This window comes from Thalassospiraceae bacterium LMO-SO8, assembly GCA_031655335.1.
Classification (GTDB): Bacteria; Pseudomonadota; Alphaproteobacteria; order Rhodospirillales; family Casp-alpha2; genus UBA1479.
On record CP134226.1, the window covers coordinates 449,579 to 472,661 of the forward strand.

General features: G+C 65.3%; 21 protein-coding genes and 2 riboswitches. Of the genes, 9 read left to right on the forward strand and 12 right to left on the reverse strand.

What is annotated here, in order from left to right:
• Window positions 1-32: 32 nt before the first annotated feature.
• Window positions 33-923: a LysR family transcriptional regulator gene (locus RJ527_02130; protein ID WND76552.1), complete on the forward strand. Its 891-nt coding sequence runs from the start codon at window positions 33-35 to the stop codon at window positions 921-923.
• On the opposite strand, the gene phaZ is transcribed toward RJ527_02130, so the two are convergent.
• The 3 genes from phaZ to RJ527_02145 all read right to left on the reverse strand — a co-directional run bounded on the left by phaZ (window position 920) and on the right by RJ527_02145 (window position 3,690).
• The gene (gene phaZ / locus RJ527_02135; GenBank protein WND76553.1) at window positions 920-2,143 is read right to left on the reverse strand and encodes a polyhydroxyalkanoate depolymerase; all 1,224 of its coding nucleotides are present in this window, start codon (window positions 2,141-2,143) and stop codon (window positions 920-922) included. The genes RJ527_02130 and phaZ overlap by 4 nt on opposite strands.
• Window positions 2,144-2,258: 115 nt before the next feature.
• Window positions 2,259-2,717, reverse strand: a complete 459-nt coding sequence (rnhA, locus tag RJ527_02140) for a ribonuclease HI (GenBank protein ID WND76554.1) — start codon at window positions 2,715-2,717, stop codon at window positions 2,259-2,261.
• Between the two features lie 4 nt (window positions 2,718-2,721).
• Window positions 2,722-3,690 (reverse strand): homoserine kinase, encoded by a 969-nt coding sequence (locus tag RJ527_02145; protein WND76555.1) that lies wholly within the window; start codon window positions 3,688-3,690, stop codon window positions 2,722-2,724.
• A 185-nt stretch (window positions 3,691-3,875) separates the two neighbouring features.
• On the opposite strand from RJ527_02145, the gene RJ527_02150 reads away from it, so the two are divergent.
• The 5 genes from RJ527_02150 to gcvP all read left to right on the forward strand — a co-directional run bounded on the left by RJ527_02150 (window position 3,876) and on the right by gcvP (window position 11,216).
• Window positions 3,876-5,606: a peptidoglycan-binding domain-containing protein gene (locus tag RJ527_02150; protein WND76556.1), complete on the forward strand. Its 1,731-nt coding sequence runs from the start codon at window positions 3,876-3,878 to the stop codon at window positions 5,604-5,606.
• 187 nt (window positions 5,607-5,793) lie between these two features.
• Window positions 5,794-6,381 (forward strand): hypothetical protein, encoded by a 588-nt coding sequence (locus tag RJ527_02155; protein WND76557.1) that lies wholly within the window; start codon window positions 5,794-5,796, stop codon window positions 6,379-6,381.
• A 100-nt stretch (window positions 6,382-6,481) separates the two neighbouring features.
• Window positions 6,482-6,574: riboswitch (glycine riboswitch) on the forward strand.
• Window positions 6,575-6,577: 3 nt separating this feature from the next.
• Window positions 6,578-6,683, forward strand: a riboswitch (glycine riboswitch).
• Between the two features lie 98 nt (window positions 6,684-6,781).
• Window positions 6,782-7,891 carry a glycine cleavage system aminomethyltransferase GcvT gene (gene gcvT / locus RJ527_02160; protein ID WND76558.1) on the forward strand — a complete coding sequence of 370 codons (1,110 nt, stop codon included), beginning with the start codon at window positions 6,782-6,784 and terminating at the stop codon, window positions 7,889-7,891.
• Window positions 7,892-7,944: 53 nt separating this feature from the next.
• Window positions 7,945-8,319: a glycine cleavage system protein GcvH gene (gene gcvH / locus RJ527_02165; protein WND76559.1), complete on the forward strand. Its 375-nt coding sequence runs from the start codon at window positions 7,945-7,947 to the stop codon at window positions 8,317-8,319.
• Window positions 8,320-8,348: 29 nt separating this feature from the next.
• On the forward strand, window positions 8,349-11,216 hold the full coding sequence (gene gcvP, locus RJ527_02170) for an aminomethyl-transferring glycine dehydrogenase (protein ID WND76560.1): 2,868 nt from the start codon (window positions 8,349-8,351) through the stop codon (window positions 11,214-11,216).
• A 6-nt stretch (window positions 11,217-11,222) separates the two neighbouring features.
• On the opposite strand, the gene RJ527_02175 is transcribed toward gcvP, so the two are convergent.
• The 4 genes from RJ527_02175 to RJ527_02190 all read right to left on the reverse strand — a co-directional run bounded on the left by RJ527_02175 (window position 11,223) and on the right by RJ527_02190 (window position 15,032).
• Complete coding sequence (locus RJ527_02175) at window positions 11,223-12,377, reverse strand: methyl-accepting chemotaxis protein (protein WND76561.1); 1,155 nt, start codon at window positions 12,375-12,377, stop codon at window positions 11,223-11,225.
• Between the two features lie 100 nt (window positions 12,378-12,477).
• On the reverse strand, window positions 12,478-13,002 hold the full coding sequence (locus tag RJ527_02180) for a PAS domain-containing protein (protein ID WND76562.1): 525 nt from the start codon (window positions 13,000-13,002) through the stop codon (window positions 12,478-12,480).
• Between the two features lie 269 nt (window positions 13,003-13,271).
• Entirely contained in the window at window positions 13,272-14,438 is a 1,167-nt protein-coding gene (locus RJ527_02185; GenBank protein ID WND76563.1) for a methyl-accepting chemotaxis protein, read from the reverse strand.
• A gap of 69 nt (window positions 14,439-14,507) precedes the next feature.
• Complete coding sequence (locus tag RJ527_02190) at window positions 14,508-15,032, reverse strand: PAS domain-containing protein (protein ID WND76564.1); 525 nt, start codon at window positions 15,030-15,032, stop codon at window positions 14,508-14,510.
• A gap of 304 nt (window positions 15,033-15,336) precedes the next feature.
• Between RJ527_02190 and RJ527_02195 the strand changes: the two genes are divergently transcribed.
• On the forward strand, window positions 15,337-16,230 hold the full coding sequence (locus RJ527_02195; GenBank protein ID WND76565.1) for a PhzF family phenazine biosynthesis protein: 894 nt from the start codon (window positions 15,337-15,339) through the stop codon (window positions 16,228-16,230).
• Here the strand turns inward: RJ527_02195 and RJ527_02200 are convergent.
• Both RJ527_02200 and RJ527_02205 read right to left on the reverse strand, forming a co-directional pair.
• Complete coding sequence (locus RJ527_02200) at window positions 16,227-17,033, reverse strand: DUF1194 domain-containing protein (protein ID WND76566.1); 807 nt, start codon at window positions 17,031-17,033, stop codon at window positions 16,227-16,229. The two genes, RJ527_02195 and RJ527_02200, sit on opposite strands and share 4 nt — an antisense overlap.
• Window positions 17,034-17,048: 15 nt before the next feature.
• The gene (locus tag RJ527_02205; protein WND78001.1) at window positions 17,049-17,861 is read right to left on the reverse strand and encodes a DUF1194 domain-containing protein; all 813 of its coding nucleotides are present in this window, start codon (window positions 17,859-17,861) and stop codon (window positions 17,049-17,051) included.
• A gap of 197 nt (window positions 17,862-18,058) precedes the next feature.
• On the opposite strand from RJ527_02205, the gene RJ527_02210 reads away from it, so the two are divergent.
• Window positions 18,059-18,790: a haloacid dehalogenase type II gene (locus tag RJ527_02210; protein WND76567.1), complete on the forward strand. Its 732-nt coding sequence runs from the start codon at window positions 18,059-18,061 to the stop codon at window positions 18,788-18,790.
• A 17-nt stretch (window positions 18,791-18,807) separates the two neighbouring features.
• On the forward strand, window positions 18,808-19,149 hold the full coding sequence (locus RJ527_02215) for a hypothetical protein (GenBank protein ID WND76568.1): 342 nt from the start codon (window positions 18,808-18,810) through the stop codon (window positions 19,147-19,149).
• Between the two features lie 22 nt (window positions 19,150-19,171).
• Here the strand turns inward: RJ527_02215 and RJ527_02220 are convergent, their stop codons facing one another.
• From RJ527_02220 to RJ527_02230, 3 genes are all read right to left on the reverse strand, one after another.
• A complete protein-coding gene (locus RJ527_02220; protein WND76569.1) occupies window positions 19,172-21,355 on the reverse strand; it encodes a ricin-type beta-trefoil lectin domain protein in 2,184 nt (727 codons plus the stop codon).
• Window positions 21,356-21,596: 241 nt separating this feature from the next.
• Window positions 21,597-22,550, reverse strand: a complete 954-nt coding sequence (locus RJ527_02225; protein WND76570.1) for an AraC family transcriptional regulator — start codon at window positions 22,548-22,550, stop codon at window positions 21,597-21,599.
• A 92-nt stretch (window positions 22,551-22,642) separates the two neighbouring features.
• Window positions 22,643-23,041: a hypothetical protein gene (locus RJ527_02230; protein WND76571.1), complete on the reverse strand. Its 399-nt coding sequence runs from the start codon at window positions 23,039-23,041 to the stop codon at window positions 22,643-22,645.
• Window positions 23,042-23,083 lie beyond the last annotated feature (42 nt).

Here is a 23,083-nt window from a genome sequence, read left to right on the forward strand (position 1 = left end):
TCATAAATTATAACTATTCATCTATTTAATTTATGAATTTCACACTCCGCCAATTGCAGGTCCTGACCGCCGTCGCACGCCACGGCAGCTTTACCCGCGCCGCCCAGGATCTGGGCATGACCCAGTCCGCCGTCAGCACCAGCGTCCGCCATCTGGAGGCCGAACTGGGCCTGCCCCTGTTCGAGCGCGACACCCGCAATGTCCGCCCCACGGAAGCCGGACGCGACCTGGCGGCCCGCGTCGGCGGATTGCTGAATGATCTGGCCAACGCCCTGGAAAATGCCCGCGGCACCGCCGAACGTCGGCGCGGACGGGTCCGCATCGCCGCCGTGCCGACGGCGGTCACGCGGCTGCTGCCGCCCTGCTGCGCGGAATGCCGCGGCCGTTATCCGGAAATCGACCTGCGCATCGAGGAAATGGCGGCCGAGGACGTGGCGGCGGCGGTGTTGGACGGCCGCGCCGACTTGGGCGTGCTCAACGAAGGGCGGCAGGACCTTGCCATGCTGGCCGCGACGCCGCTGGGCAACGATGTTTTCTGCCTGATCTGCCCCCAGGGCCATCCCCTGGCGCGCAAACGCGCCCCGACATGGCGGGACCTGGACGGCCAGGACATGGTGATGCTGGATGCCCGCACGGGCAGCCGCGCGCTGATCGACGCCGTTCTGCGGAACCAGGGGGTCAGCGTCCGCCCCGTGCAGGAGATGTCCCGGCCCGAAGCGGTCGCGGCCCTGGTCGCGGCGGGCATGGGGATCGCCGTGCTGCCGGAACTGGCGGCGCCGACGGCGGCGGACCGGGTGCTGGTCACCCGTAGACTGTCGGAACCCGAGGCCTTCCGGCGGATGGTGCTGGTCCATGCCCCCGGGCGGACCTTGGAAGGCCCGGCCGCCCTGGTCGCCGAGATATTAGCCCGCCGGGGCGCTTAGGCCTTGGCGTGGGTGCGCATGAAGTCCTTCACCGTGGGCGCGATGTTCTCGCGCCATTTGCGGCCGTTGAACACGCCGTAATGGCCGACGCCCTTTTCCAGGTGATATTTCTTCTTCGCGGCCGCCAGGTTCGGCGTGATGTCGAGCGCCGCCTTGGTCTGGCCGACGCCGGAAATGTCGTCCAGTTCGCCCTCGACACAGAGAATCGCCGTTTCCGTGATCTTGCCCGGGTCGACATTCTGCCAACGGAACATCATTTCGCCCTTGGGCAGGGCGTGTTCCTGGAACACGACCTCCAGCGTCTGTAGGAAATATTCCGCCGGCAGGTCCATGACCGCGAGGTATTCCTCGTAGAATGCGGTTTTCTTGTCCGCCGCCTCGCCGTCGCCTTCGACCAGATGGTCGAACAGTTCGTTCATGGACAGCATATGGCGTTCAAGGTTCATGGAAATGAAGTTCGACAACTGCACGAAGCCCGGCAGCACACGGCGGAACGCCCCCGGATATGGCGGCGGCACGGTGGTGATGACGTGTTTTTCGAACCACTTCCTGTCGTTTTCCTTGGCCAGCTTGTTGACCGCGGTCTTGCCGACGCGCGTGTCCACCGGCCCGCCCATCAGGGTCATGGTGGCGGGCGCGCAGATATCCTGCCAGCCGGACATGACGGACACCGCCGCCATCACCGGCACGCTGGGCTGGCACACGGCGATGACGTGGCAATTGGGGCCCAGGAAGTGCAGGAAATCGATGATGTAATCGATGTAGTCGTTCAGGTTGAACATGTCGGCCATGACCGGCACGTTGCGGCAATCGATCCAGTCGGTGATGTAGACGTCATGATCGGGCAACATGGCCTCGACCGTGCCGCGCAACAGGGTCGCGAAATGCCCCGACAGGGGGGCCGCGATCAGAACCTTGGGGTCGTTACGGTCGGTCTTGCGCTTGAAATGGACCAGATCGCAATAGGTGCGGTGGATCGTCACCTCGATCTCGACCGGCACTTTCTTGCCGTCGATCACCGTATGGTCGATGCCCCAATCGGGCTTGCCGTACTTGTTGGTCATCCGCGAATAGATTTCGGCGGCGGAGCCCATGGCCTTGCCGACGGGGGTGTGGCTGAAGGCGTTCATGGGGTTGTTGGCGGCGAATTTAAGCGCGTCCGCCACGGCCCGCGAGGGGGCCATCGCAAGACGCTGCATTTCGTGCATGTAGTAAAGCATGAATGGTGTCCTTTCCCGCGCGCAGAAGGCGCGTCCGGCAGGCGTATAATGCACTGCAACATAGCAGGCCGCAATAAGCCGTCGGATATAAGGGAAAAGTGGTGGACGACGGGGCCTAGCCGGCCCGGCCCGCGATTTCCGTGATGCCGCGCCGCGCCAGTTCGTCCGCCCGCTCGTTCTCGGCATGGCCGGCGTGGCCCTTGACCCATTGCCAGTCGACGTCGTGGGACGCCAGGGCGGCGTCCAGCCGGCGCCACAGGTCCTCGTTCTTCACGGGTTTCTTGGCCGCCGTCTTCCAGCCGTTGCGCTTCCAGCCGTGAATCCACTTGGTGATGCCGTCCTTCACATAGGTGCTGTCGGTGACCAGACGGATGCGGGCCGGGCGGGACACGGCTTCGATCCCCTGGATCGCGGCCATCAGCTCCATGCGGTTGTTGGTGCTTTGCGCCTCGCCCCCGAACAGTTCCTTTTCGTGGTCGCGCCAGCGCATCAGCACGCCCCAGCCGCCGGGCCCGGGATTGCCCGAGCACGCCCCGTCGGTGAAGATTTCGATCACTTCGTCCGATGCCGTCATCTGTTCAGTCCACATCCAATCCATATTCGGCGGCGCTCGCCACCCGTTCGTGAAAGCGCAGCTTGGCCACGTATTCCAGGGGGTCCTTCGGCGTCACCAGGGCCCCCGGCGGGGTGTTCAGCCAGTCGTACAGGCGGGTCACCAGGAACCGCATGGCCGCGCCCCGGGCCAGCAGCGGCAGGGCCCGGACCTCGTCCGCGCCCAGCGGCCGGGTCCGCGCGTATTCCATGACCAGCCGTCGCGCCTTGGTCACGTTGAAGCTGTAATCTGCCTCGAAACACCAGGCGTTGAGGCAGATCGCCAAGTCGTAGACCAGGAAATCCCGGCAGGCGAAATAGAAATCGATCAGCCCGGTCAGTTGATGTCCGCGAAAGAACACGTTGTCCGGAAACAGGTCGGCATGGATGATGCCGCGCGGCAGGTCCCGGGGCCAGGCGGCCTCGATGGCGTCGAGATCGCGGTTGAGCTTGTCCCCCAGGCCCATCTGCACGGTATCGACCCCGCCCCCCGCACTTTTCAGAAGCGGCCGCCAGGCATCGACGCCGAGCGCGTTTTCCCGCGTGTCCTGGAAATCCGCGCCCGCCAGATGCATCTGCGCCAATGCCCGGCCGACACCGGCGCAATGATCGGGCGTCACCCGCCGTGGCCACATTCCGGGCAGGAAGGTGACGATCGCCGCCGGTCGGCCGCACAGGACGCGCAGCGCCGCCCCGTCCCGCGCCCGCACGGGCAGCGGGCAGGCCACCCCGCCGGCGGCCAGGTGGTCGAGCAGACCGAGGAAGAACGGCAGGTCACGAGGATCGACCCGTTTTTCGTAGAGCGTCAGGATAAAAGCCCCCGACGACATGGTCAGAAGGAAGTTGGAATTCTCGATGCCTTCGGCGATGCCCTTGAAGGCGACGACGTCGCCCAGGTCGTAGGCGGCCATAAATTCGACCAGGTCCTCGTCAGAGACTTCCGTGTAGACAGCCATGGCGGTAATATCTTCGGGCTTCGGGCCGCGAACGCGTCGGCGTTCGGTCTGTTGGGTGCGGGCCCATAAAACAGCAATTCCCGAGAGGGCGCCAGCAGCCCGCTGGCATCGCGCCAACCGCAACGGTTAAACGGACCGCCATGTATCGAACACGGCCAATCATCGGAGCGGCGATTCTCGCGAGCGTGGTCCTGGCCGCAGCCGCCTGGCCCGCGCAAGCCGCCCGCGAGGCCCCCGACCGGCCTGCCCTGGGCGGTGAAACCGAATCCCCGGACATCGCCGCCGTGCGTCAGGTGCAGACGGCATTGGCCACCCTGGGCCTTTATGCCGGGTTCATCGACGGCAAGCTGAACCAGAATCTGACAGCGGCGATCCGCCTGTACCAGCAGCAGGCGGGCCTCAAGGTCACCGGCCGCATCACCGACGCGCTGCGCGACCATCTGGAGCGCAGCCTGCGCGTCAGCCGTCTGCTGCGGGACCTGGACAACACCCGCCGCAAGGCCATGGACGACGCCCGCAAGGCGCTGATGGCCCATCCGGCGACCCGCGACCTGATCGAGGACGGCGCCGTCCCGCCCGCCGACGCGGCCCGGGACCCGACCCCCTGTTTCGACAAGCCGACCGTGCGCTGTCTGTTGGCCGAAGCCTTCGAAAGCGCCAAGGCCGTGACCAAACGCGACCTGCGCGATTGGGCGCTCGGCGAAATTCTCGCGGCCCAGGCCCGCGCCGGCCTGATGACGCAGGCCATGGAAACCACCCGGCGCATCCAGGATCCGCGCCTGATCATGGTCGCGCTGCGCGACATCGCCCAGGCCCAGGCCCGCGCCGGCCGCGAGGAAGAAGCCCTGGCCGCCGCCGAGATCATTCCCGAATCGCGGACCCAGATCGAGGCCCTGGCGGTGATCGCCGACACCCAGGCCCGGCACGGGTACTTCAAGGCCGCCCAGGACACGGCAGGGCTGCTCTACAGCATGGCCCGCCATCTCAAGACACCGTCCGACCAGGTGACCTTCGCCACCCGTGCCGCGGTGACGCTGTACCGGGCCGGCGACCGGGATGCCGCCGACGCGGCCTTGCATCTGGCGCGCGCCACCGTCACCGACAAGGTGCCGCCGCACCAGAAGGTCGCGGCCTGGCGCCAGGTCGCTGGCGCGCTCGCCGATCTCGACCGGCTGGACGACGCCCTTGTCGTGGTCGACGCTGTGGATCAACCCTCCGACAAGGAAACAGTGATGATCGCCGCGGCGCAATCGGCGATCCGCGCGGCGCGGCTCGACAAGGCCATGGATCTGGCACACGGCATCGACGCCGAACGCTACCGCGTGCTGGTCCTGGGCGAGATCGCGGTGGCCATGGCGCGGGCGGGCGACCGCCCCGGCGCCGACGCCGTGATCGACGAGGCCTTCGCCGACGCCGAGGCGATCGGCCTGCCGTTCGCCCGCTCCTATGCCGTCAGCCGCCTGGTGCTGGCCCTCAGCGACATGGCGCGGATCAAGGACCAGCCGCCCGGCGTGCTGGCCGAGCGCTTCGTCCGCGCCCGCGACGCCGCAGAGGGCATCAACGATCCGCGCCTGCGCGGCCAGGCTCTGTTCGAAATTTCCGCCCAACAACGGCGCGCCGGCATGGCGCCCGAGGACGCCCAAACCAGCGAAGCCCGCGCCATCGCCGCCGCCGGCACCATCCCCAGCGTCATCAGCCGCGTCTGGATCCACGGCGACGTCGCCACCCTGCACGCGCGGGCCGGTGAAGGCGATCTGGCCTGGGCCGCCTTCCACCGCGCCATGGCCGAGGCCCGCAGGATCGACAATGCCTGGGCCCGCGCCCGCGCCATGGCCAAGATGGCGCAGACGCTGATCGATCTGGTGACGCCGAAAACCGCCGCCACGGCCGATGAAATGTCCAAGGACTCGCCCTGATCCCGGCACCCCGCCCTGCCCGGGCGGGCGGGCTTGCCGCCTGGACGCCGGTCCATTAGATTCCCCCACGCCCCGGCCACCTGTCGGCACGCGACCAAGCAATCAGACGGAGCCCCCGATGTCCGAGCCACAATGCGCCCCTGTCCGTTCCCGCGCCGCCCGCGGCATAAGCGGCAGGTCCTAGCCCGTGGCGTTCCCCCGTCCCCCCATCGGCGCCGTCGCGGCCCTGCTGAGCATCCTCGCCCTGGGCGGTTGCAGCAGCCTGAGTGACAGCGTGATGAACACCGTTGCCGGCAAGGTTCAGCTTGCCTGCCCGCCCCAGAATATCGTGGCCGACGCGTCGCGGCGCCTGACCTACCAACCGGGGCCGGGCCGCGACCTGATCGACATCGATAACGAGATCATCGTCAACAGGGTCTCCCTGGTCTGCGATTCGAGCGTTGACCGCAGCACCCACGCGGGCACCATGAAGGTCGCCGTCACCACCTACATGGAGGCCGTGCGCGGCCCCGCCAACAAGGACCGCAAGACCGACATCGAATTCTTCGTTTCCGTTACCGACCGCGCCAACAAGGTGCTGTACCGCGAGGCCTTCACCATCAACCTGACCTTCGCCGAGAACGAAAGCCGGCGCGAGATCGCAAGCGCCCCCGTGCCCCTGATTCTGCCGATTCAGGCCGGCCAGACGGGCAAGAACTACCGCATCCTGGTCGGTCTGGTGATCACTCGCGAACAATTGGAAATGAACCGCCGGGACCGCCGCCCGCGGCTGTAGGCGCCGTTTCTCCCCCCTCTCCATGCCTGCTTCCGTCGGTTGCCCCGCGGTCGCGGTTGACCTTGGCCCATCCGTCGATAGAATGGGGGCACAACCTCAGTTGATCGCTGTGGGAGAGTCCGGCCTGCATATGGCCGGCGCCGAAGGAGCAACCGCCCCGGAAACTCTCAGGCACCCGGACCGCAGCAGGATGAGGCTCTGGAAAGTGGGCAGGCTGGCCGATCGATATGGCCGTGCCCCACCGAAGATGTAAGTCGGCGGCAGCGATCTCGCCGATCAATCTTTCAGGTTCCGAGACAGAGGGGGCGTTCAAACGGTGGTTTTGCCGTGGGAACGCCGTTGAACCCTGCCGTCTCGTCTTTTCGGACGGCGCCTTAGGACCAAGCCCGGGGAGGCTCCATTGGCCGACGACACGAAAACCCTGAAGACCACGCCGTTGGATGCGCTTCACCGCGAATACGGCGCCAAGATGGTGCCCTTCGCGGGCTATTCCATGCCCGTACAGTACAAGGCCGGCGTGTTGCAGGAACATCTGCATACGCGCTCCCAGGCGGGCCTGTTCGACGTCTCCCACATGGGTCAGGCGCGGCTGCTGGGATCAAAAGCGGCGGAAGCCATGGAAACCCTGGTGCCGGGCGATATCGCCGGGCTGGGGGCGGGCAACATGCGCTATACCCTATTGACCAACGACGCGGGCGGCATCCTCGACGACCTGATGGTCACCCATTGCGGCGATTCGCTCTATATCGTGGTCAACGCCGCCTGCAAGGACGCCGATTTCGCCCACATCCAGGCCAAGCTACCGGACGCCAAGCTCGAAATCATCGAGGACCATGCGCTGCTCGCCCTACAGGGGCCCAAGGCGGCCGAGGTCCTGGCCCGATATGCGCCGGCCGTGCGCCACATGGTGTTCCTGACGGGACAGGCCGTCCGCATCAACGACGTGCCCTGCTTCATCACCCGGTCGGGCTATACCGGCGAGGACGGATACGAAATATCGATCCCCAACAAGGATGCCGATGCCTTCGCCCGTCTGCTGCTGTCGGAACATGAGGTCATGCCGATCGGCCTGGGGGCGCGGGATTCGCTGCGGCTTGAGGCCGGGCTTTGCCTGTATGGCAACGACATCGACGAAACCACCACGCCCATCGAGGCCGCCCTCAACTGGACCATCGGCAAACGCCGGCGGGCCGAAGGCGGCTTTCCCGGGGCCGACGTGATCCTGGGCCAGATCAAGGACGGCACGGCGCGCAAGCGCGTCGGCCTGGTGCCGGAGGGCCGGGCCCCGGCCCGCGCCGGCACGGAAATTCAGGACCTGAACGGCGCCGCCGCCGGAACCGTGACCTCGGGCGGGTTCGGCCCCACCGTCGATGGCCCCATCGCCATGGGATACCTGCGCACGGAACTGGCGGTGCCGGGCACCCGGGTCAACCTGATGGTGCGCGGCAAGGCGCAACCGGCGGAGGTCGTCAAACCGCCCTTCGTCAAACAGAACTACGTCAAGGACTGACCCACCAACAACACAGCAACCAACCATCGAACACTCTAGGCAGGGAGACCGGCATGACCGTGAAGTACACCAAGGACCACGAATGGGTCCGTCTGGACGGCGACGTCGCCACCATCGGCATCACCAATTACGCCCAGGAACAACTGGGCGACGTCGTGTTCGTCGAGGTGCCCGAGGCCGGTGCGCGGTTCGACGCCGGGGCCGAGGCCGCCGTGGTCGAATCCGTCAAGGCGGCGAGCGAGGTCTACGCCCCCCTGACCGGCGAGATCGTCGAGGGCAACCAGGCCCTGGCCGACGACCCGTCGCTCGTCAATTCCGATCCGGAAGGCGCCGGATGGTTCTTTAAGATGAAGCCGGACGACCTGTCGCAGATCGACGACATGCTGGACGACGCGGCCTACCGCGCCCTGCTGGTCGATCTGGACTGACCCCCGAACCAAGGTAAGGAACCGTACACATGGCCGCATCGCAATCGGGCGACCGCTTCGCCGACCGTCACATCGGGCCCCGCCCGGGCGAGATCGACGACATGCTCAAGACCCTGGGGCTCGCCACCCTGGACGACCTGACCGCGAAAACGGTGCCGCCGTCGATCCTGAAGCCCGGCGGCTATGCGGCGGCCCCCATGTCCGAGGCCCAGGCGTTGGCCCGCCTGCGCGCCATGGCCGACAAGAACGTGATCGCCAAGACCATGATCGGCATGGGCTATTCCGGCTGCATCACGCCGCCGGTGATCCTGCGCAACGTTCTGGAAAATCCGGGCTGGTACACGGCCTATACCCCTTATCAGGCGGAAATCAGCCAGGGCCGCATGGAAGCCCTGATGAACTATCAGCAGACCATTATCGACCTGACGGGGATGGAGTTGGCCAACGCCTCGCTATTGGACGAAGGCACGGCGGCGGCCGAGGCCATGACCCTGATGCGCCGGGTCGGCAAGGCCAAGGGTGAGACCCTGTTCGTCGACGCCGGCTGCCATCCGCAGACCATCGCGGTGATCGAAACGCGGGCCGCGCCGCTCGGCATTCCCGTCACGGTCGGCGATCCGTTCACCGACCTGACCGGCCTGGGCGACGGCGTCTACGGCGTGGTCCTGCAATACCCGGCGACGGACGGGGCGGTCCGCGATTTCCGCGCGCTCACGGAACAGGCCCATGCGGCGGGGGCGCTCGTCACCGTGGCGGCGGACCTGCTGTCGCTGGTGCTGCTGGCCCCGCCGGGCGAATGGGGCGCCGACATCGTCGTCGGCTCGGCCCAGCGGTTCGGCGTGCCCATGGGCTTCGGCGGTCCGCACGCCGCCTTCATGGCGGCCAAGGACGCCTTCAAACGCACCCTGCCGGGACGGCTGATCGGGGTGTCCATCGATTCCCGGGGCAAGCCCGCCTACCGCATGGCGCTGCAAACCCGCGAACAGCACATCCGCCGCGAGAAGGCGACGTCCAACATCTGCACGGCGCAGGTCCTGCTGGCCAACATCGCCGGCATGTACGCGGTCTATCACGGGCCCGAAGGCCTGACCCGCATCGCCAAACGCACCCATCAATTGACGGCTGCCCTGGCGGCCGGACTGAAGGCGGGCGGCGTGACGCTTGCCAACGACACCTTCTTCGACACCCTGACCGCCGACCTGGGCGACAAGGGCAAGGCCGACATGGTGATTGCGGCCGCGCGGGCCATGGCCATCAACCTGCGCGACTTCGGCGATGGCCGGGTCGGCATGGCGCTGGATGAGACGACGGATGAGGCGGACATCCAGGAAGTGCTCGCCGCCTTCGGCGTGGCGGACGCCGAAATCGACCTGGACGCCCCCGGCGGTATTCCCCAAGACCTTGTCCGCACCACGGATTTCCTGACACATCCCGTGTTCCACGGCCACCGCTCGGAAACGGCCATGATGCGCTACCTGCGCAAGCTGGAGGGCAAGGACCTGGCGTTGAACCGGGCCATGATCCCGCTGGGATCCTGCACCATGAAGCTGAACGCGGCGGCCGAGATGATTCCCATCACTTGGCCCGAGTTCGGCCAGATCCACCCCTTCGCCCCCGCCGATCAGGTCCAGGGCTACAAGGAAATGATCGACGACCTGGAACGCATGCTGTGCGAGATCACGGGCTTCGACGCCGTGTCCCTGCAACCCAACGCGGGCAGCCAGGGGGAATACGCAGGCCTTTTGGTCATCCGGGCCTATCACCTGGCGCGTGGCGATCATGCGCGCGACGTCTGCCTGATCCCCTCAAGCGCCCATGGCACCAATCCGGCCTCCGCCGTCATGGCGGGCATGAAGGTGGTGGTGGTCGCCTGCGACGATGACGGCAACGTCGACGTCACCGACCTTAAGGCCAAGGCCGAGGCGCATAAGGACGCGCTGGCGGCATTGATGGTCACCTATCCCTCGACCCACGGCGTGTTCGAGGAAGCGATCGAGGAAATCTGCGACGTCATCCACGCCAACGGCGGCCAGGTCTACATGGACGGCGCGAATTTGCAGGCCATGGTCGGCCTGTGCCGGCCGGGTACCTTCGGCCCGGACGTGGCGCACATGAACCTGCACAAGACCTTCTGCATCCCCCACGGCGGCGGCGGCCCCGGTGTCGGCCCCATCGGCATCAAGAAGCACCTGGCGCCGTACCTTCCGGGCAGCCCCGTGGTGCCGGCGGCGGGCGGCGCGGAATCCGTGGGCGCGGTGTCGGCTGCCCCCTGGGGATCGGCATCGATCCTGCCGATCTCCTGGACCTATATCGCCATGATGGGCGGCGACGGGCTGATGCGCGCGACCCAGGTCGCGATCCTCAACGCCAACTATGTGGCGAAGCGTCTGGCCGGGTATTACGACTGCCTCTACACCGGCAAGAACGGCCTGGTCGCCCATGAATGCATCATCGACACCCGGCCTCTGAAGGACGAGCACGGCGTGACCGTGGACGACATCGCCAAGCGGCTGATCGATTACGGCTTCCACGCCCCCACCATGTCCTGGCCCGTGGCCGGAACCTTGATGGTGGAGCCGACGGAGTCGGAACCCAAGGAAGAACTGGACCGTTTCGTCGACGCCATGATCGCCATCGCCGAGGAAGCGAAAAAGGTCGGCGCCGGCGAGTGGCCCGCCGACGACAACCCCTTGGTCAACGCGCCCCATACGGTCGACATGGTGACGTCGGATTCCTGGTCCCATGCCTACAGCCGCGAACAGGCGGCGTTCCCCGTGCCGGGGCTCTATCACGGCAAGTACTGGTCGCCCGTCGGCCGCGTCGACAATGTCTACGGCGACCGGCATGTGGTCTGCACCTGTCCGCCGCTGGAAGCCTACGAAGACGCCGCCGAATAGCCCCTGCTAGATAACCGCGCGCAGACGTTCCAGAAAGCCCCGAACTTCGTTCTCCAGGACATTCGACTGCCGCGCCAGTTCGCCCGAGGCCTCCAGCACCTGCTGGGCGGCCGATCCGGTTTCCTGGGCACCCTCCGTCACCAACGTGACGTTGCGGGTGACCTCCGCCGTGCCGGCGGCGGCCTGTTCCACATTCACGGCAATGTCCCGGGTCGCCGCGTCCTGTTCTTCGACGGCGGCGGAAATGGCCGTGGCCGCTTCCTCCATCTCGTCGATGGTGGTGCTGATCTGGGCGATCGCCGTCACCGTTTCGGCGGTCACGGCCTGGATGTTCTCAACCTGCGCCGCGATGTCATCCGTGGCCTTGGCCGTCTGGTTGGCCAGGTTCTTGACCTCTCCGGCGACCACAGCGAAACCCTTTCCGGCCTCGCCGGCGCGGGCCGCCTCGATGGTCGCGTTGAGGGCCAGAAGATTGGTCTGGCTGGCGATGTCGGCGATCAACGCCAGCACCTCGCCGATGCGTTGCGAGCCCTGCGACAGGTTCTCGATGCGCTTGTCGGCCTCGCGGGCGTGGGTCACGGCCGATTGGGAAATCGACGTGGAATGCGTGACCTGACGACCGATTTCGGAGATCGAGCTCGACAGTTCCTCCGCCGCCGCGGCGACCGTCTGCGCATTGGCGGTCGCCTGGTCGGCGGCGCTGGCGGCGGATGCCGCCTGCTGACTGGTCGATACCGCCGTGACGTTCATGGCGCCGGCCGAGGATTCAAGTTCCGTCGCGGCGGCGGACACCGCCTGAGTCACCCCACCCATGCGATTTTCGAACGCGTCCGTCACATCGCGGAAAGCGGTGATGCGGTCCTGCATCGACTGCGTGGCCGCGTTGATGGCCTGGGATGCGGTGCGGAAGGCGCCCAGCATGCCGCGTTCCTGAATACGTCGGAAGTATTTGTTTTGACTTACGTATTCCAGGCTCGCGGTGGATTCCCGCACATAGGCGTCGGTACGGTCGATCAGGCGGTTGATGGCATGGCAAAGCTCGGCCATCTCGCCGTCGCGATCATCGATGCCGATGATCCGGGCCTCGAAGTCGCCGTCGGCGACGGCATTGCAGACCCTCAAGGCCTCGGTGATTTTCGACTTCTTGTTATTGGTGAACATAAACACGGACTGACGTTCCTTCGGCTTGGTATCCCGGCCCCATGGGCCGGCGTACACGGCACGGCGCCGCGTGGTTGAGGAAAGATTGGTTGGGAGAAACTTAGATCGTGGCGATGAATTCGTCGTAGGCGACGCCCTTGCTTTGCAACAAGGCCGTGATGTCGGCAAAGGCAGCGTTCATGCCGTCCTTACGGTTATCGAACGCGTCTTCTTTTTTCTTCAACTCTCGGTATAGCGGGATGATCGCACTGTCCAGCACCTGCCGGTCGGGCACGCGGCGGTTCGAATGATAGCCGATGATGGATCGGTTGGCATCGAACGACGGCGTGACATGGGCCAGCACCCAATAATGGTCGCCGTTCTTGCTGCGGTTGACCACGTAGGCGAAAATTTCAGACCCCGCCGAGATCGTGTCCCACAGCAGCTTGAACACGCACCGCGGCATGTCCGGGTGCCGGATGATGCTGTGCGGCTGATCGAGGACTTCAGCCTCGGTATAGCCGGCGATTCTCAGGAACACGTCGTTGGCGTAGGTGATTCGGCCTTTTAGGTCCGTCTTCGAGACGATGATCTCGTCTTCTCCGAAGGTAACCTCTTTGCCTGTCAAACTGACGGCGGCGGTCATGTTGTCTCCTCCAAGTCAAAATACCCGTGCATGGCACGGACACAGCTTCCCCTTCCCCGGCCCCAAGTGCCGGGGGTAATCGCACCACACAGGACCACCCAGTCTTGCCATTGCAAAGTGGAAAGTGGGCGGCCAGTATCTGGAAGCGACCGATTATCCATACATTATGTGTGGTTTAAACGAAATATAAGCTCGACCAAAGTCGTATGTGGACAAAGCCGTCCCGTGGGGCGGCCTTCTTATCCTCATATGTCGGCGGCACGCGCCGGTTAGACGACGGCCCGCAGGCGATCCAGGAAACTGCGCACTTCTGTTTCCAACAACGACGATTGCTTCGCCAATTCACCGGATGCACTCAGAACCTGGCTGGCGGCGGCGCCCGTCTCCTGCGCCCCCTGGGTTACCAGGGCGACGTTCCGGGTGACCTCGGAGGTGCCGACCGCGGCCTGCTCGACATTGACGGCGATTTCCTTGGTCGCGGCATCCTGCTCCTCGACGGCGGCGGAAATCGCTGTGGATGATTCCCCGATCTGGCCGATGGTGCGGTTGATCTCCTTGATTGCGGCGACCGTTTCGCCCGTGACGTTCTGGATATTGTCGATCTGCAGGGAAATCTCGTCCGTCGCCTTGGCTGTCTGATTGGCCAGGTTCTTGACCTCGGCGGCGACCACGGCGAAGCCCTTGCCCGCCTCGCCGGCGCGGGCCGCCTCGATGGTCGCGTTCAGGGCCAGAAGGTTGGTCTGGTTTGCGATGTCGGTGATCAACCCCAGAACCTCGCCGATCCGCTGCGAGGCTTCCGCCAGCCCTGCGATCTTCGTATCCGCGTCACGGGCCCGATCGACGGCGGCCTTGGCGACATCCGATGAATTGCTGACCTGACGGCCGATCTCCGTGATCGAATTTGACAACTGCTCGGCGGCGGCGGCGACCGTTTCCACGTTGACCGATGCCTCTTCGGCGGCGGCGGCGACCGTGGCCGCCTGTTCGCTGGTCGAACCCGCGGTCACGTTCATGACGTTGGCCGAGGATTCAAGCTCGGTCGACGCCGACGACACGGTCTCCGTCACTCCCTTCATGGTCGTTTCGAATTCACCGACCACGCTCCGAAAATCCGCGATGCGATCCTCCATCGATTGCGTGGCCGCGTTGATCGCGCGCGATGCGGTCAGAAAGGCGCCCACCATGCCCGGTTCCTGGATGCGCCGGAAATACTTGTTCTTGCTGACGTATTCCAGACTCGCGGTGGATTCCCGGACATAGGCGTCGGTCCGGTCGATCAATCGATTGATCGCGCGGCACAGATCGGCAATCTCGCCCCGATTGTCGCCGATGCCGATGATCCGCGCCTCGAAATCGCCGTTGGAAACGGCCTCGCAGACCTTCAGCGCCTGACTGATCAGATGACCCTTGGAGTGGCTTGCGTTGGTGAAAAACATCCCAGCCCTCAAAATTCTTATGATTGGCTTCAACCCACCCTGCCCCGGCAGGGCGGCCGTACGCCGGCGTTACAGCCGGGCGATGAATTCGTCGTAGGCGACACCCTTGCTTTCCAGCATTTGGGTGATGTCGCCTAAGGCCGCGTTCATGCCTTCCTTGCGGTTTTCGAAGCTGTCCTCTTTCCGCCGCAGTTGCTCGTAAAGCGGCACGATGGTGCCCTCGAGGATTTTACGGTTCGGCACGCGGCGGCTGGAATGATAGCCGATGATCTCGCCCGTCTCGTTGCGCGACGGCGTGACATGGGCGAGCACCCAGTAATGGTCGCCGTTCTTGCAGCGGTTCATGACATAGGCGAACAACTCGCCCCCGCCGGAAATCGTCTCCCACAGCAGCTTGAAAATGCACCTGGGCATGCCCGGATGGCGGATCAGGCTATGCGGCTTGCCGAGAACTTCGGCCTCGGTATAGCCGGCGATGTCCAGAAACACGTCGTTGGCGTAGGTGAGATGGCCCTTCAGGTCCGTCTTCGACACGATGATCTCGTTGTCGCCGAAGAAGACCTCCTTGCCGGTAACAGTCGGAATTTGGGACATAATCGACACCTCCCTCTCGGCGATGTTGATCGCCAAAATTTAATGTTCGGTGCGGCTTAGATGTTGTCTCGCAGCCACGGCGAGCCCCCCCCAATCGGCATACGCTAAGCTAGGTGATTGGTCACGGCAACAGGTCTAAGGTCATATACCAATATGCGGAAAGGCGTCGACTGATCGGCGTTTGCCAATTTATGCCGCGGCCGCGTTTCCGGCCCAGCCGGGATCGTTCCCTAACAATGCTTCCGTTGACCGCCCCCCCCAGGGCGTTGGATGGTTCATGCATGACGCGCTACCGGAGGGTTCCATGAAACGCCGCTTCGTCACCGTTGACGTGTTCACCGACCGCGCCTTCGGCGGCAACCCGCTGGCCGTGGTGCTGGACGCCGAAGGCCTTTCCGACGACGCCATGCAGGCCGTCGCCCGTGAATTCAACCTGTCGGAAACCACCTTCGTGCTGCCCCCCGCCGATCCGACCAACACGGCCCGCGTGCGCATCTTCACACCGGGCCGCGAACTGCCCTTCGCCGGACACCCCAACGTCGGCACGGCCTTCGTGCTGGCCCGCGAGGGCAAGCTGTTCGGCAAGCCCATGGGATCGATCTTGCGGTTCGAGGAAACGGCGGGTCTGGTCCTCGTCGATATCCGGACGGGACCGGACGGCCCGGCGGGGGCGCGCCTGACCGCGCCCCAGGGATTTTCCCGCACCGATGAATTCTCGCCCGCGGAATTCGCCGCCTGCGTGAATCTGGCTCCCACCGATATCGATACCTCGGCCCACCCGCCGCTGCTGGGGTCCGCCGGCATGGCCTTTCCCATCGCCCGGCTGAGCGGGATCGATACCCTTGGCCGCGCCCGGGGCAATGCCGACGCCATGGCGCGGCATCCCGCCATGGGCGGCCATCTCTTCGTCTACATCCCCGACCCGGCGGTTCCCGGAACCTTCCGCGCGCGCATGTTCGCGCCGGGGCTGGGCATCGCAGAGGATCCGGCCACGGGCGGGGCGGCGGCGGCGCTGACGGGCCTGTTGGGCACGCTGGCCACGGGCGACGGCAGCCATGATTACCGGATCATCCAAGGGGTCGAGATGGGCCGCCCGTCACTGATCGAAACGGCGGCCGATGTCGCTGGCGGCGCGGTCACGGCGATCCGTGTCGGCGGCGCCTGTGCCGCGGTGATGCGCGGCGAGATCGAGGTCTAAGTATCGTCCATTTCCTTGAGCAACTGCTCACCCGCGTCGCAGGGCGGACGTTTTTCCATGCGCGCCGGACGGAACAGCGACGGCCGCCCCAACGGCGCGCCCAGGCCCGCGATCTCGCGGATCAGCTTGCGCTTGATGGCACGGCCGAAATCGGCGAAGCCGTCGGCGACGACGATGAAGGCGCCGGACCCGCCGATCACGCAATCCTCGAAATACCAGTCCAGATTGGGTAGCTGCGGCGTGCCGTAGGGGCTGGGACGGCCGTTGACGATAGGCAGGCCGTTGATGGTCACGCCCTGGCGCACGGCGCGGTCACGCGCCGGCAGAACGGCCTCGCCGTGGTTGTTGGCGCCATCGCCGGAAATGTCGATGACCCGGCGCTTGGACCGATGGGGACTTTCGCGCAAGCGCTCCATGCCGAAATCGATGGCCCCGGATATGGAGGTCCAGAGCGCCGAGGCAAAGGGCAGGCCGGACAACTCACCGGCGAAGTCATGGGCCGCCTTGGCGCTGTCGATGATCCGCCAGTCGATGCCCAGGCGCTGATGGCCGGTGCCCGCCCACTCGATATAGGTGACGGCGATGCGCTTGTGTTCGCCGCTGGTGACGGCGCGGATCACGGCCTCGTTGCGGAATGCCTGCACGAAACCTTCGCGCTGCAATTCGGCTTCGTCCTTTTCGATGCTGCCGGACACATCGACGGCCAGCACCAGTTCCAGATCGACGTCGAGGGCGTATGCCGCGCCGGGCATCCCTGTCACGAGCGCCACCAAGATCACCGGAAACAGACGCACAATCCGCATGGCCGTCATCCTACCTCAATGCGCCCTGGAGCGCTCTTGCTTGTAGCGATCCTTCTGGATGTCGTTCAGTTCCTGCAATTCGCGGAGCGTGCGTTTCTCGCCGGTCAGGCAGTCCGCCTTGGGCCGCAGGGACGCCCGCACACGCCGGGGGGCGGGCTGCCAGCCCGACAGTTCCAGAAACAGTTTGCGCCGGATGGCGCGGGCGAAGTCGGAAAATCCACGGGCGACGACCAGAAACGCCCCCTCTCCGCCGATCACGCAATCCCGGTAGTAGCCGTCCAGGTCTTCCGGCGGCGCCATGCCGTTGGGGCCGGTGCGCCCGTTGATGATGGGCAGGCCGTTGATGGTCACACCGGCGGCGATGGCGCGGTCGCGGGCCCCCATGATCGGGTCGCCGTTGTTGTTCTCGCCGTCGCCGGAGATGTCGATGACCCGGCGGGCACCCTTGTACGGGTTCCTCTCCAGGTACTTCATACTCTGGTCGATAACGCTGGAGATCGAGGTCCACTGGCCGCGGAACGACGATCCGTCGGATATGGTTTCGGCGAAGTCGCGGGCGTCGTCCTCATTGGCGATCACGGTCCAGTCGGCGACGATGTGGTGGCGATCCAGGCCCGACCATTCCACGTACATCACGGCGACCCGGCCGAGGGGGCCGGAGCGGATGGCCCGCAGGATATGGGGGTTGGTGATGGCCGTGGCGAAGCCCTCGCGCTGCAAACGCGCTTCGTCCTCATCGATGCTGCCGGAAACGTCCACGGCCAGCACCAGTTCAAGGTCGACGTCCTTGGCCTCCCTGGCCTCGGCCGGCGCCGCCATCGTCAGCATCGCCGCCACGCACGCCGCCCATCCACGTGTGCCCATGGACGTATGAAACACCGCCGCAGATACGGCGTAAAGCGATTCCAGCAAGGGACAGCGCGCACATCTGCGTGACCGCGTCGCCCGACGGCGGCACTAGCGTCCTGTCCTGGAACCCGCTATGTGAATTGCCGGGGCGGGCACACGAAGACGGAGGACGCAGCATGGCGGACCGGAAAGATTTCAAGAACGTGAAGGCCGTCGTATTCGACACCTTCGGCACGATCACCGACTGGCGCGGGTCGGTCACCCGCATGGGCGAGGCCCTGGCCAAGAAAAAGGGCATCGAGGGCGTCGATTGGGAAGCCTTCGCCCGGGCCTGGCGGGCCGGCTACCGGCCGGGCCTGCACCGGGTGATCTCGGGTCAGCGCGCCTGGACGCCGTTGGACGTCATCCACCGCGAACGCCTGGACGAAATTCTGGTCGAATTCGGCATCGCCGACCGCTTCACCGAGGACGAGAAAGCGGACATCAACATGTTCTGGCACCGGCTGTCGCCCTGGCCCGACAGCATCCCCGGCCTGCTGCGGCTCAAGACCAAGTTCCTGATAGCACCCCTGTCCAACGGGTCGCTGATGCTGCTGGCCAACATGGCCAAGCATGCGGGCCTGCCCTGGGACTTCATCTATTCGTCGGACATGCACATGGCCTACAAGCGCGACCCCGAGGTCTACCGCAACGCCGTGCGCCTTTTGGGCGTCAAGCCCGAGGAAGTGATGATGGGCGCCGCCCATAACGACGACCTGGAGGCCGCGCGCAAGGAAGGCCTGCGCACGGCCTATATCAACCGGCCCACGGAATACGGCGTCGATCAGGTGAAGGACTTCGAAGCGACCAGCGACTACGACGTGATCGTCGACAGCGTCGAGGATCTCGCCGTCGCAATCGGCTGCTGACGTGAAAGGATGCCGGCTTGGCCGATGACCCGCCCGCCATGGACGATGTCGATCTGAAACGCCTGACCGGCTACGACGACAGCGCGGAATACGAACTCGACCTCTGCGGCCTGGACCGCGCCCATGCCATGGAATCCGTGAAACGCATGGTCGAACGTTCGCGGTTCCGCGTTCCCCGTTCGGTCATCGTGCGCCTGGATCCGGCGGGGCCGGATACGGGGGAAACCCTGTTTCAGCCCATCGGCCGCCTGTTGCTCGACCTCCGGCGCAAGGGTCTGCTCGCCAAGCTCAGCCCCCTGCCTCATTTCGCCGGCAGTGGCTATTACCTGGTGACCCGGGGAAAGAAGCCGGACGCCTGAACGGGTGTCCGGCCCCCGGCCCTCAGGGCAGTTTCTTCCATTTCTGCGCGGCCGTGCGGTTGCATTCCCAGGTCTGCAGGCCGTTGCCCGCCACCAGCCTGCCGCCCGGCACGTCGGCGCATTGCCCGACCAGACCGGAAACAAGCTCTCCCCGGGTAGAGACGGTCCATTGCTGATTGGCCTTGCCGTGGCAGGGCCAAAGCATGATCGCGGCTCCGGCCTTCCGGCTTTCGCCCGCAATGTCCATGCACTTGCCGCCCGGCACCTGCAACGCGCCGTTGACCGCCTGAAAGGTGACCGCGGCCTTCTGATTGCAGGGAACGAGTTGCAGCTTCTTGCCGTCGGACGATCCCAGGCACAAGCCCGGCTGAGCGTCGAGCGCCAGCCTGAACACGCCGCTCTGGATCACCACGCCGGGGGTGTTTTGCGGGATGCTCAGCGGCTTGTGCTGCATGGTCGTCTGCGGGGCCGGTTCCGTAGCCCCCTTGACCGCCGCGAAGAAGGCCGGCGACGGCTTGGTCGGGGCCGAGGTGATGATGCCCCAGTGGTGCATGACCTGCTCGAACCCGCCCTTCTGCTGGATGAACTCCTCCAGGCGCACGGGCTGCGCGGCGAGGCGCAGGTTGTCGGCGATGGTGATGCGCATCTTCTCGCTTTCGGCGATTTCCTCTATGCCCATCTGGATGGTGATCATGGTCGCGGTCAGGAGAGCCATGGGCGCCGCCGCCGCCGCCGCGACGCTGGCGGCGCTGCTTCCGGTCGAGGTCACGCCCTTCTCGATAACCATCTTGGTCACCTTGGCCCCGGTTTCGACGACCTGCTTGACCACCCTGCCCGAATGCGGCGCGAACGCCCTGAAGGCGGGAATGACCTTCGTCGCGTTGCTCATCGCCATGACCCCCATGCCCAGCTGGGCAAGCGGCCCGGCGGCGCCCCGGACCGCCTTCGACACCATCGTATGGATGTCCGGCGGCGACCCGACGCGCTCGGCAACGGAACTCATGCCGCCCCGCTTGGCGTTGGCGGCCAGCGTCAACTGACGTGTCAGCAGCCAGTTTTCGTACATCTGCCGCGCCTGATCGGCCATGAAGATGCGGTTTTCGCGGATGCCGGTCTCGATGGCCTGGATCAGGTCGCGCTCAGCCGGCGACCGCTTGGCCGCCGGTTTGTCCAGCGCATTGACCGCCCGCATCAGAATGGCCGTGGAAAGGAACCCGCTTTGCGCCGGGTCCTTGGCGATCACGTCCCAGGCCTCCTTGACCCAGGCATCCGGGTTCTTGCCCAGGTCCTTGGCCCCCTGGGCGATCATCATGTTCAACTGATCGCGGTCCTGGAGGACCTCGATGGCCAACGCCTCGGCCCCCTTCAGGCGGAACAGGCCGGGCAAGTTGCGGTTGGGCACGTCCCATTGGATGGTCAGGTTCTCGCAGGCGTCGCGGGTCTTCACGCCCATCACCGTACGCTCGTAGTTATCCGGGCAACGCCAGCAGGTGCCGCCGTCGATGAAATCGAAATGGTCGCCGGCTTCGCAGGTCAGGGCGGCCGTGCGCTTGGCGGGTTGCAGGTCGACCTCGCGCAGGCAGGCGTTGTGCTGGTCGACCGCCGCCGCCGTGCGGATGAAGCCCTGCGGACACGACCAGCATTCGCCGCCCTTGCGCGGATCGAACCAGCCGGTCTTACAGGGCTTGCCGCGGAACGTGGCCGCCTTGGCGTCCTTGAAGGCAGCGCCGCAGGCGTCCCAGGCATCGACCGCCGCCAGGGTCCGGCCGTATCCCGACGGGCAGGACCAGCATTCGCCGCCGTTGCGCGGGTCGATGAAGGCTCCCGAAGGACAGGCGGCGCGGCTGTGGTACTTGGCCCGCGCGGTCTGGTCCGGCACGTCCCTGGAACAGGCGTCCCACTCGGTCACGCTGTTGGCCGTGCGCTGGTATCCCGACGGGCACTGAAAGCAGGCCCAGGTCCCGATGTCGAAGAACGAGCCGCCGGGGCAGTCCTTACGCGCCTTGCCGATGAACTTGGCCGGCTGCCGGTCGCAGGCGGGTTGCAGTTTATTGCCCATGGCGCCGCCGCAGATGGGCCGGCCAGGTATGGTTTCGGCGGCGGCCTCGACGGCGGCCAGCGACACCCATGCCGCAAGCAGCATCCCCATGACGAGCAGGGCAGAGCCAGTCCATGAAACACGGACAATGGTTTTTGATGAAATCATGGTTATTCCCCCTCGTAAAAAATCGTTTGTGCGAAACCTCAACCGTGGCCGCCGGCCCGCCGCGCGGACAAGCATCACGAGCACAATATTTTTCTATGGGGATTATCACCGGCCCCCGCGTTCACGAGCCTTCGAGGGCTCTTTCACGGGAAGATAAAAGCGGGCATTTCACCGCTGGAAGAGCCGATACGACAATGGACGGTTTTTTACGCGTTTTTCGGATATGGGGCGCGTGAAACGGCTAACGCCCGCGGCGCAGGGTCTCCGACGGCAGTTCGCCGAACTGGCACCGATAGGCCTGGGCGAATCGCCCCATATGCGCGAACCCCCACAGGGCCGCGATCTCGGAAACAGTGCACCGCCTGCCCTGGGACAGCAGCGCGGCGCGCACCTTATGCAAGCGCACCCTACGCAGGTAGGCCATGGGCGACATGCCGTAGGCGTCCTGAAAGGCCTCCTGCAGGGCCCGGTAGCTGCATCCAGCAGCGGCGGCCAGGTCCGCCAGGCCAATCCGTGCCCCGGCATGGGCCTGGATATGATCACGCGCCCGTTTGACATGCTGGGAAACGATACGGGCACGCGGGCGCCCGAGAATTTCATCCTGAAGAGTGTTGGGCAGCAGAGTCAGAACCTGGTTCAGAAGCAGGTCTTCCAACTGCCGCAGGAACAGCGGATTGTCCAATTCCCGCAACGGACCGTCCACCATGTCCGCCACATAGCGGACCGTCTGCGCGAACAGGCGCCCTTCCGCCGTGGTCAGATCAACAGACCGTTCGAAATCCATGTCGAACACGTCGATCCCCTCGCCGATCAACACCTGGGCATGGGCCCGCAACCGTTCCTTGGGCAGGACCAAGCCGAACGACGCGAAATCCTTTTCCCACCCGCTGATCGCCCGGCTCAAATCCCGGACGGCCGCGCGGTCCACGGTCACGTCGATTTCCGTCTTGCCCTCGCGCGCGCGCGCCACGCCGCTGGTCAACAGGCAGACGGCGAATGCCTCGGAATCGTTTTCCTCCGACGAAACCTCTATCTCGACGTCACCGAGGCTGAGGTGGAAAAGCCCCAAGTTGCCGACGGTCGTGGCCGCCATGTCGGCCTGTAGCCCCTGGTGCGCTCCCTTGACCTCAAACCTATGCGGCCCGGCCAGCCGATTGACCATGTCGCGGAGATCATCCAGGTCCGCAGTGGACATTACCTTGTGATTTTTCAGATGGGCCATTCCCACCTCAACTTCCAGATCTCGACTAAATCGAAACCCCAATCACCCTTCAGATCGGTGTTTTTCTATAAGATCGAGTTGTCGTCGCTGTCTTCGGGAATGTCGGCGACGGTGCCGCCGCCCTGTTCGCCCTCGGGCAGGGCCATTTCGCCGAACAGGCTTTCCATCAGGTCCATTTCCTTACGGCGTCCCCGGCGGGTGTTCAATTTTCTTTGGGCCCCGCTCGGCAGTTCGTTGAACATGAAGACACCCTTGTCGATCAGAACCTCGACCAAATCTTCCACGACGCGGACGAGTTCCAAATCCGACTGGACCCATTCGTCCAGGACCATGCCGGTCTGGGCATTCTGGTTAATGAACGCCCCCAGATCGGGATCATTGGGTGCGACCTCTTCCGCGCCATCGACCGGTGAATCGAAGACCGCGCGGACATTGCCGTCACCGTCACGCACCACATAGGGCATGCATCCCTCCATTCCGCCGGTTATTGTTGGCCCTAGTGTAAT

Bases quoted from the DNA above. Each gene is read 5' to 3' on its own strand.
- RJ527_02130 (WND76552.1), top strand. From the start codon at position 33: ATGAATTTCACACTCCGCCAATTGCAGGTCCTGACCGCCGTCGCACGC.
- phaZ (WND76553.1), bottom strand. From the start codon at position 2,143: ATGCTTTACTACATGCACGAAATGCAGCGTCTTGCGATGGCCCCCTCG.
- rnhA (WND76554.1), bottom strand. From the start codon at position 2,717: ATGACGGCATCGGACGAAGTGATCGAAATCTTCACCGACGGGGCGTGC.
- RJ527_02145 (WND76555.1), bottom strand. From the start codon at position 3,690: ATGGCTGTCTACACGGAAGTCTCTGACGAGGACCTGGTCGAATTTATG.
- gcvH (WND76559.1), top strand. From the start codon at position 7,945: ATGACCGTGAAGTACACCAAGGACCACGAATGGGTCCGTCTGGACGGC.
- gcvP (WND76560.1), top strand. From the start codon at position 8,349: ATGGCCGCATCGCAATCGGGCGACCGCTTCGCCGACCGTCACATCGGG.
- RJ527_02175 (WND76561.1), bottom strand. From the start codon at position 12,377: ATGTTCACCAATAACAAGAAGTCGAAAATCACCGAGGCCTTGAGGGTC.
- RJ527_02180 (WND76562.1), bottom strand. From the start codon at position 13,002: ATGACCGCCGCCGTCAGTTTGACAGGCAAAGAGGTTACCTTCGGAGAA.
- RJ527_02185 (WND76563.1), bottom strand. From the start codon at position 14,438: ATGTTTTTCACCAACGCAAGCCACTCCAAGGGTCATCTGATCAGTCAG.
- RJ527_02190 (WND76564.1), bottom strand. From the start codon at position 15,032: ATGTCCCAAATTCCGACTGTTACCGGCAAGGAGGTCTTCTTCGGCGAC.
- RJ527_02195 (WND76565.1), top strand. From the start codon at position 15,337: ATGAAACGCCGCTTCGTCACCGTTGACGTGTTCACCGACCGCGCCTTC.
- RJ527_02200 (WND76566.1), bottom strand. From the start codon at position 17,033: ATGCGGATTGTGCGTCTGTTTCCGGTGATCTTGGTGGCGCTCGTGACA.
- RJ527_02205 (WND78001.1), bottom strand. From the start codon at position 17,861: ATGCTGACGATGGCGGCGCCGGCCGAGGCCAGGGAGGCCAAGGACGTC.
- RJ527_02210 (WND76567.1), top strand. From the start codon at position 18,059: ATGGCGGACCGGAAAGATTTCAAGAACGTGAAGGCCGTCGTATTCGAC.
- RJ527_02220 (WND76569.1), bottom strand. From the start codon at position 21,355: ATGATTTCATCAAAAACCATTGTCCGTGTTTCATGGACTGGCTCTGCC.
- RJ527_02225 (WND76570.1), bottom strand. From the start codon at position 22,550: ATGTCCACTGCGGACCTGGATGATCTCCGCGACATGGTCAATCGGCTG.
- RJ527_02230 (WND76571.1), bottom strand. From the start codon at position 23,041: ATGCCCTATGTGGTGCGTGACGGTGACGGCAATGTCCGCGCGGTCTTC.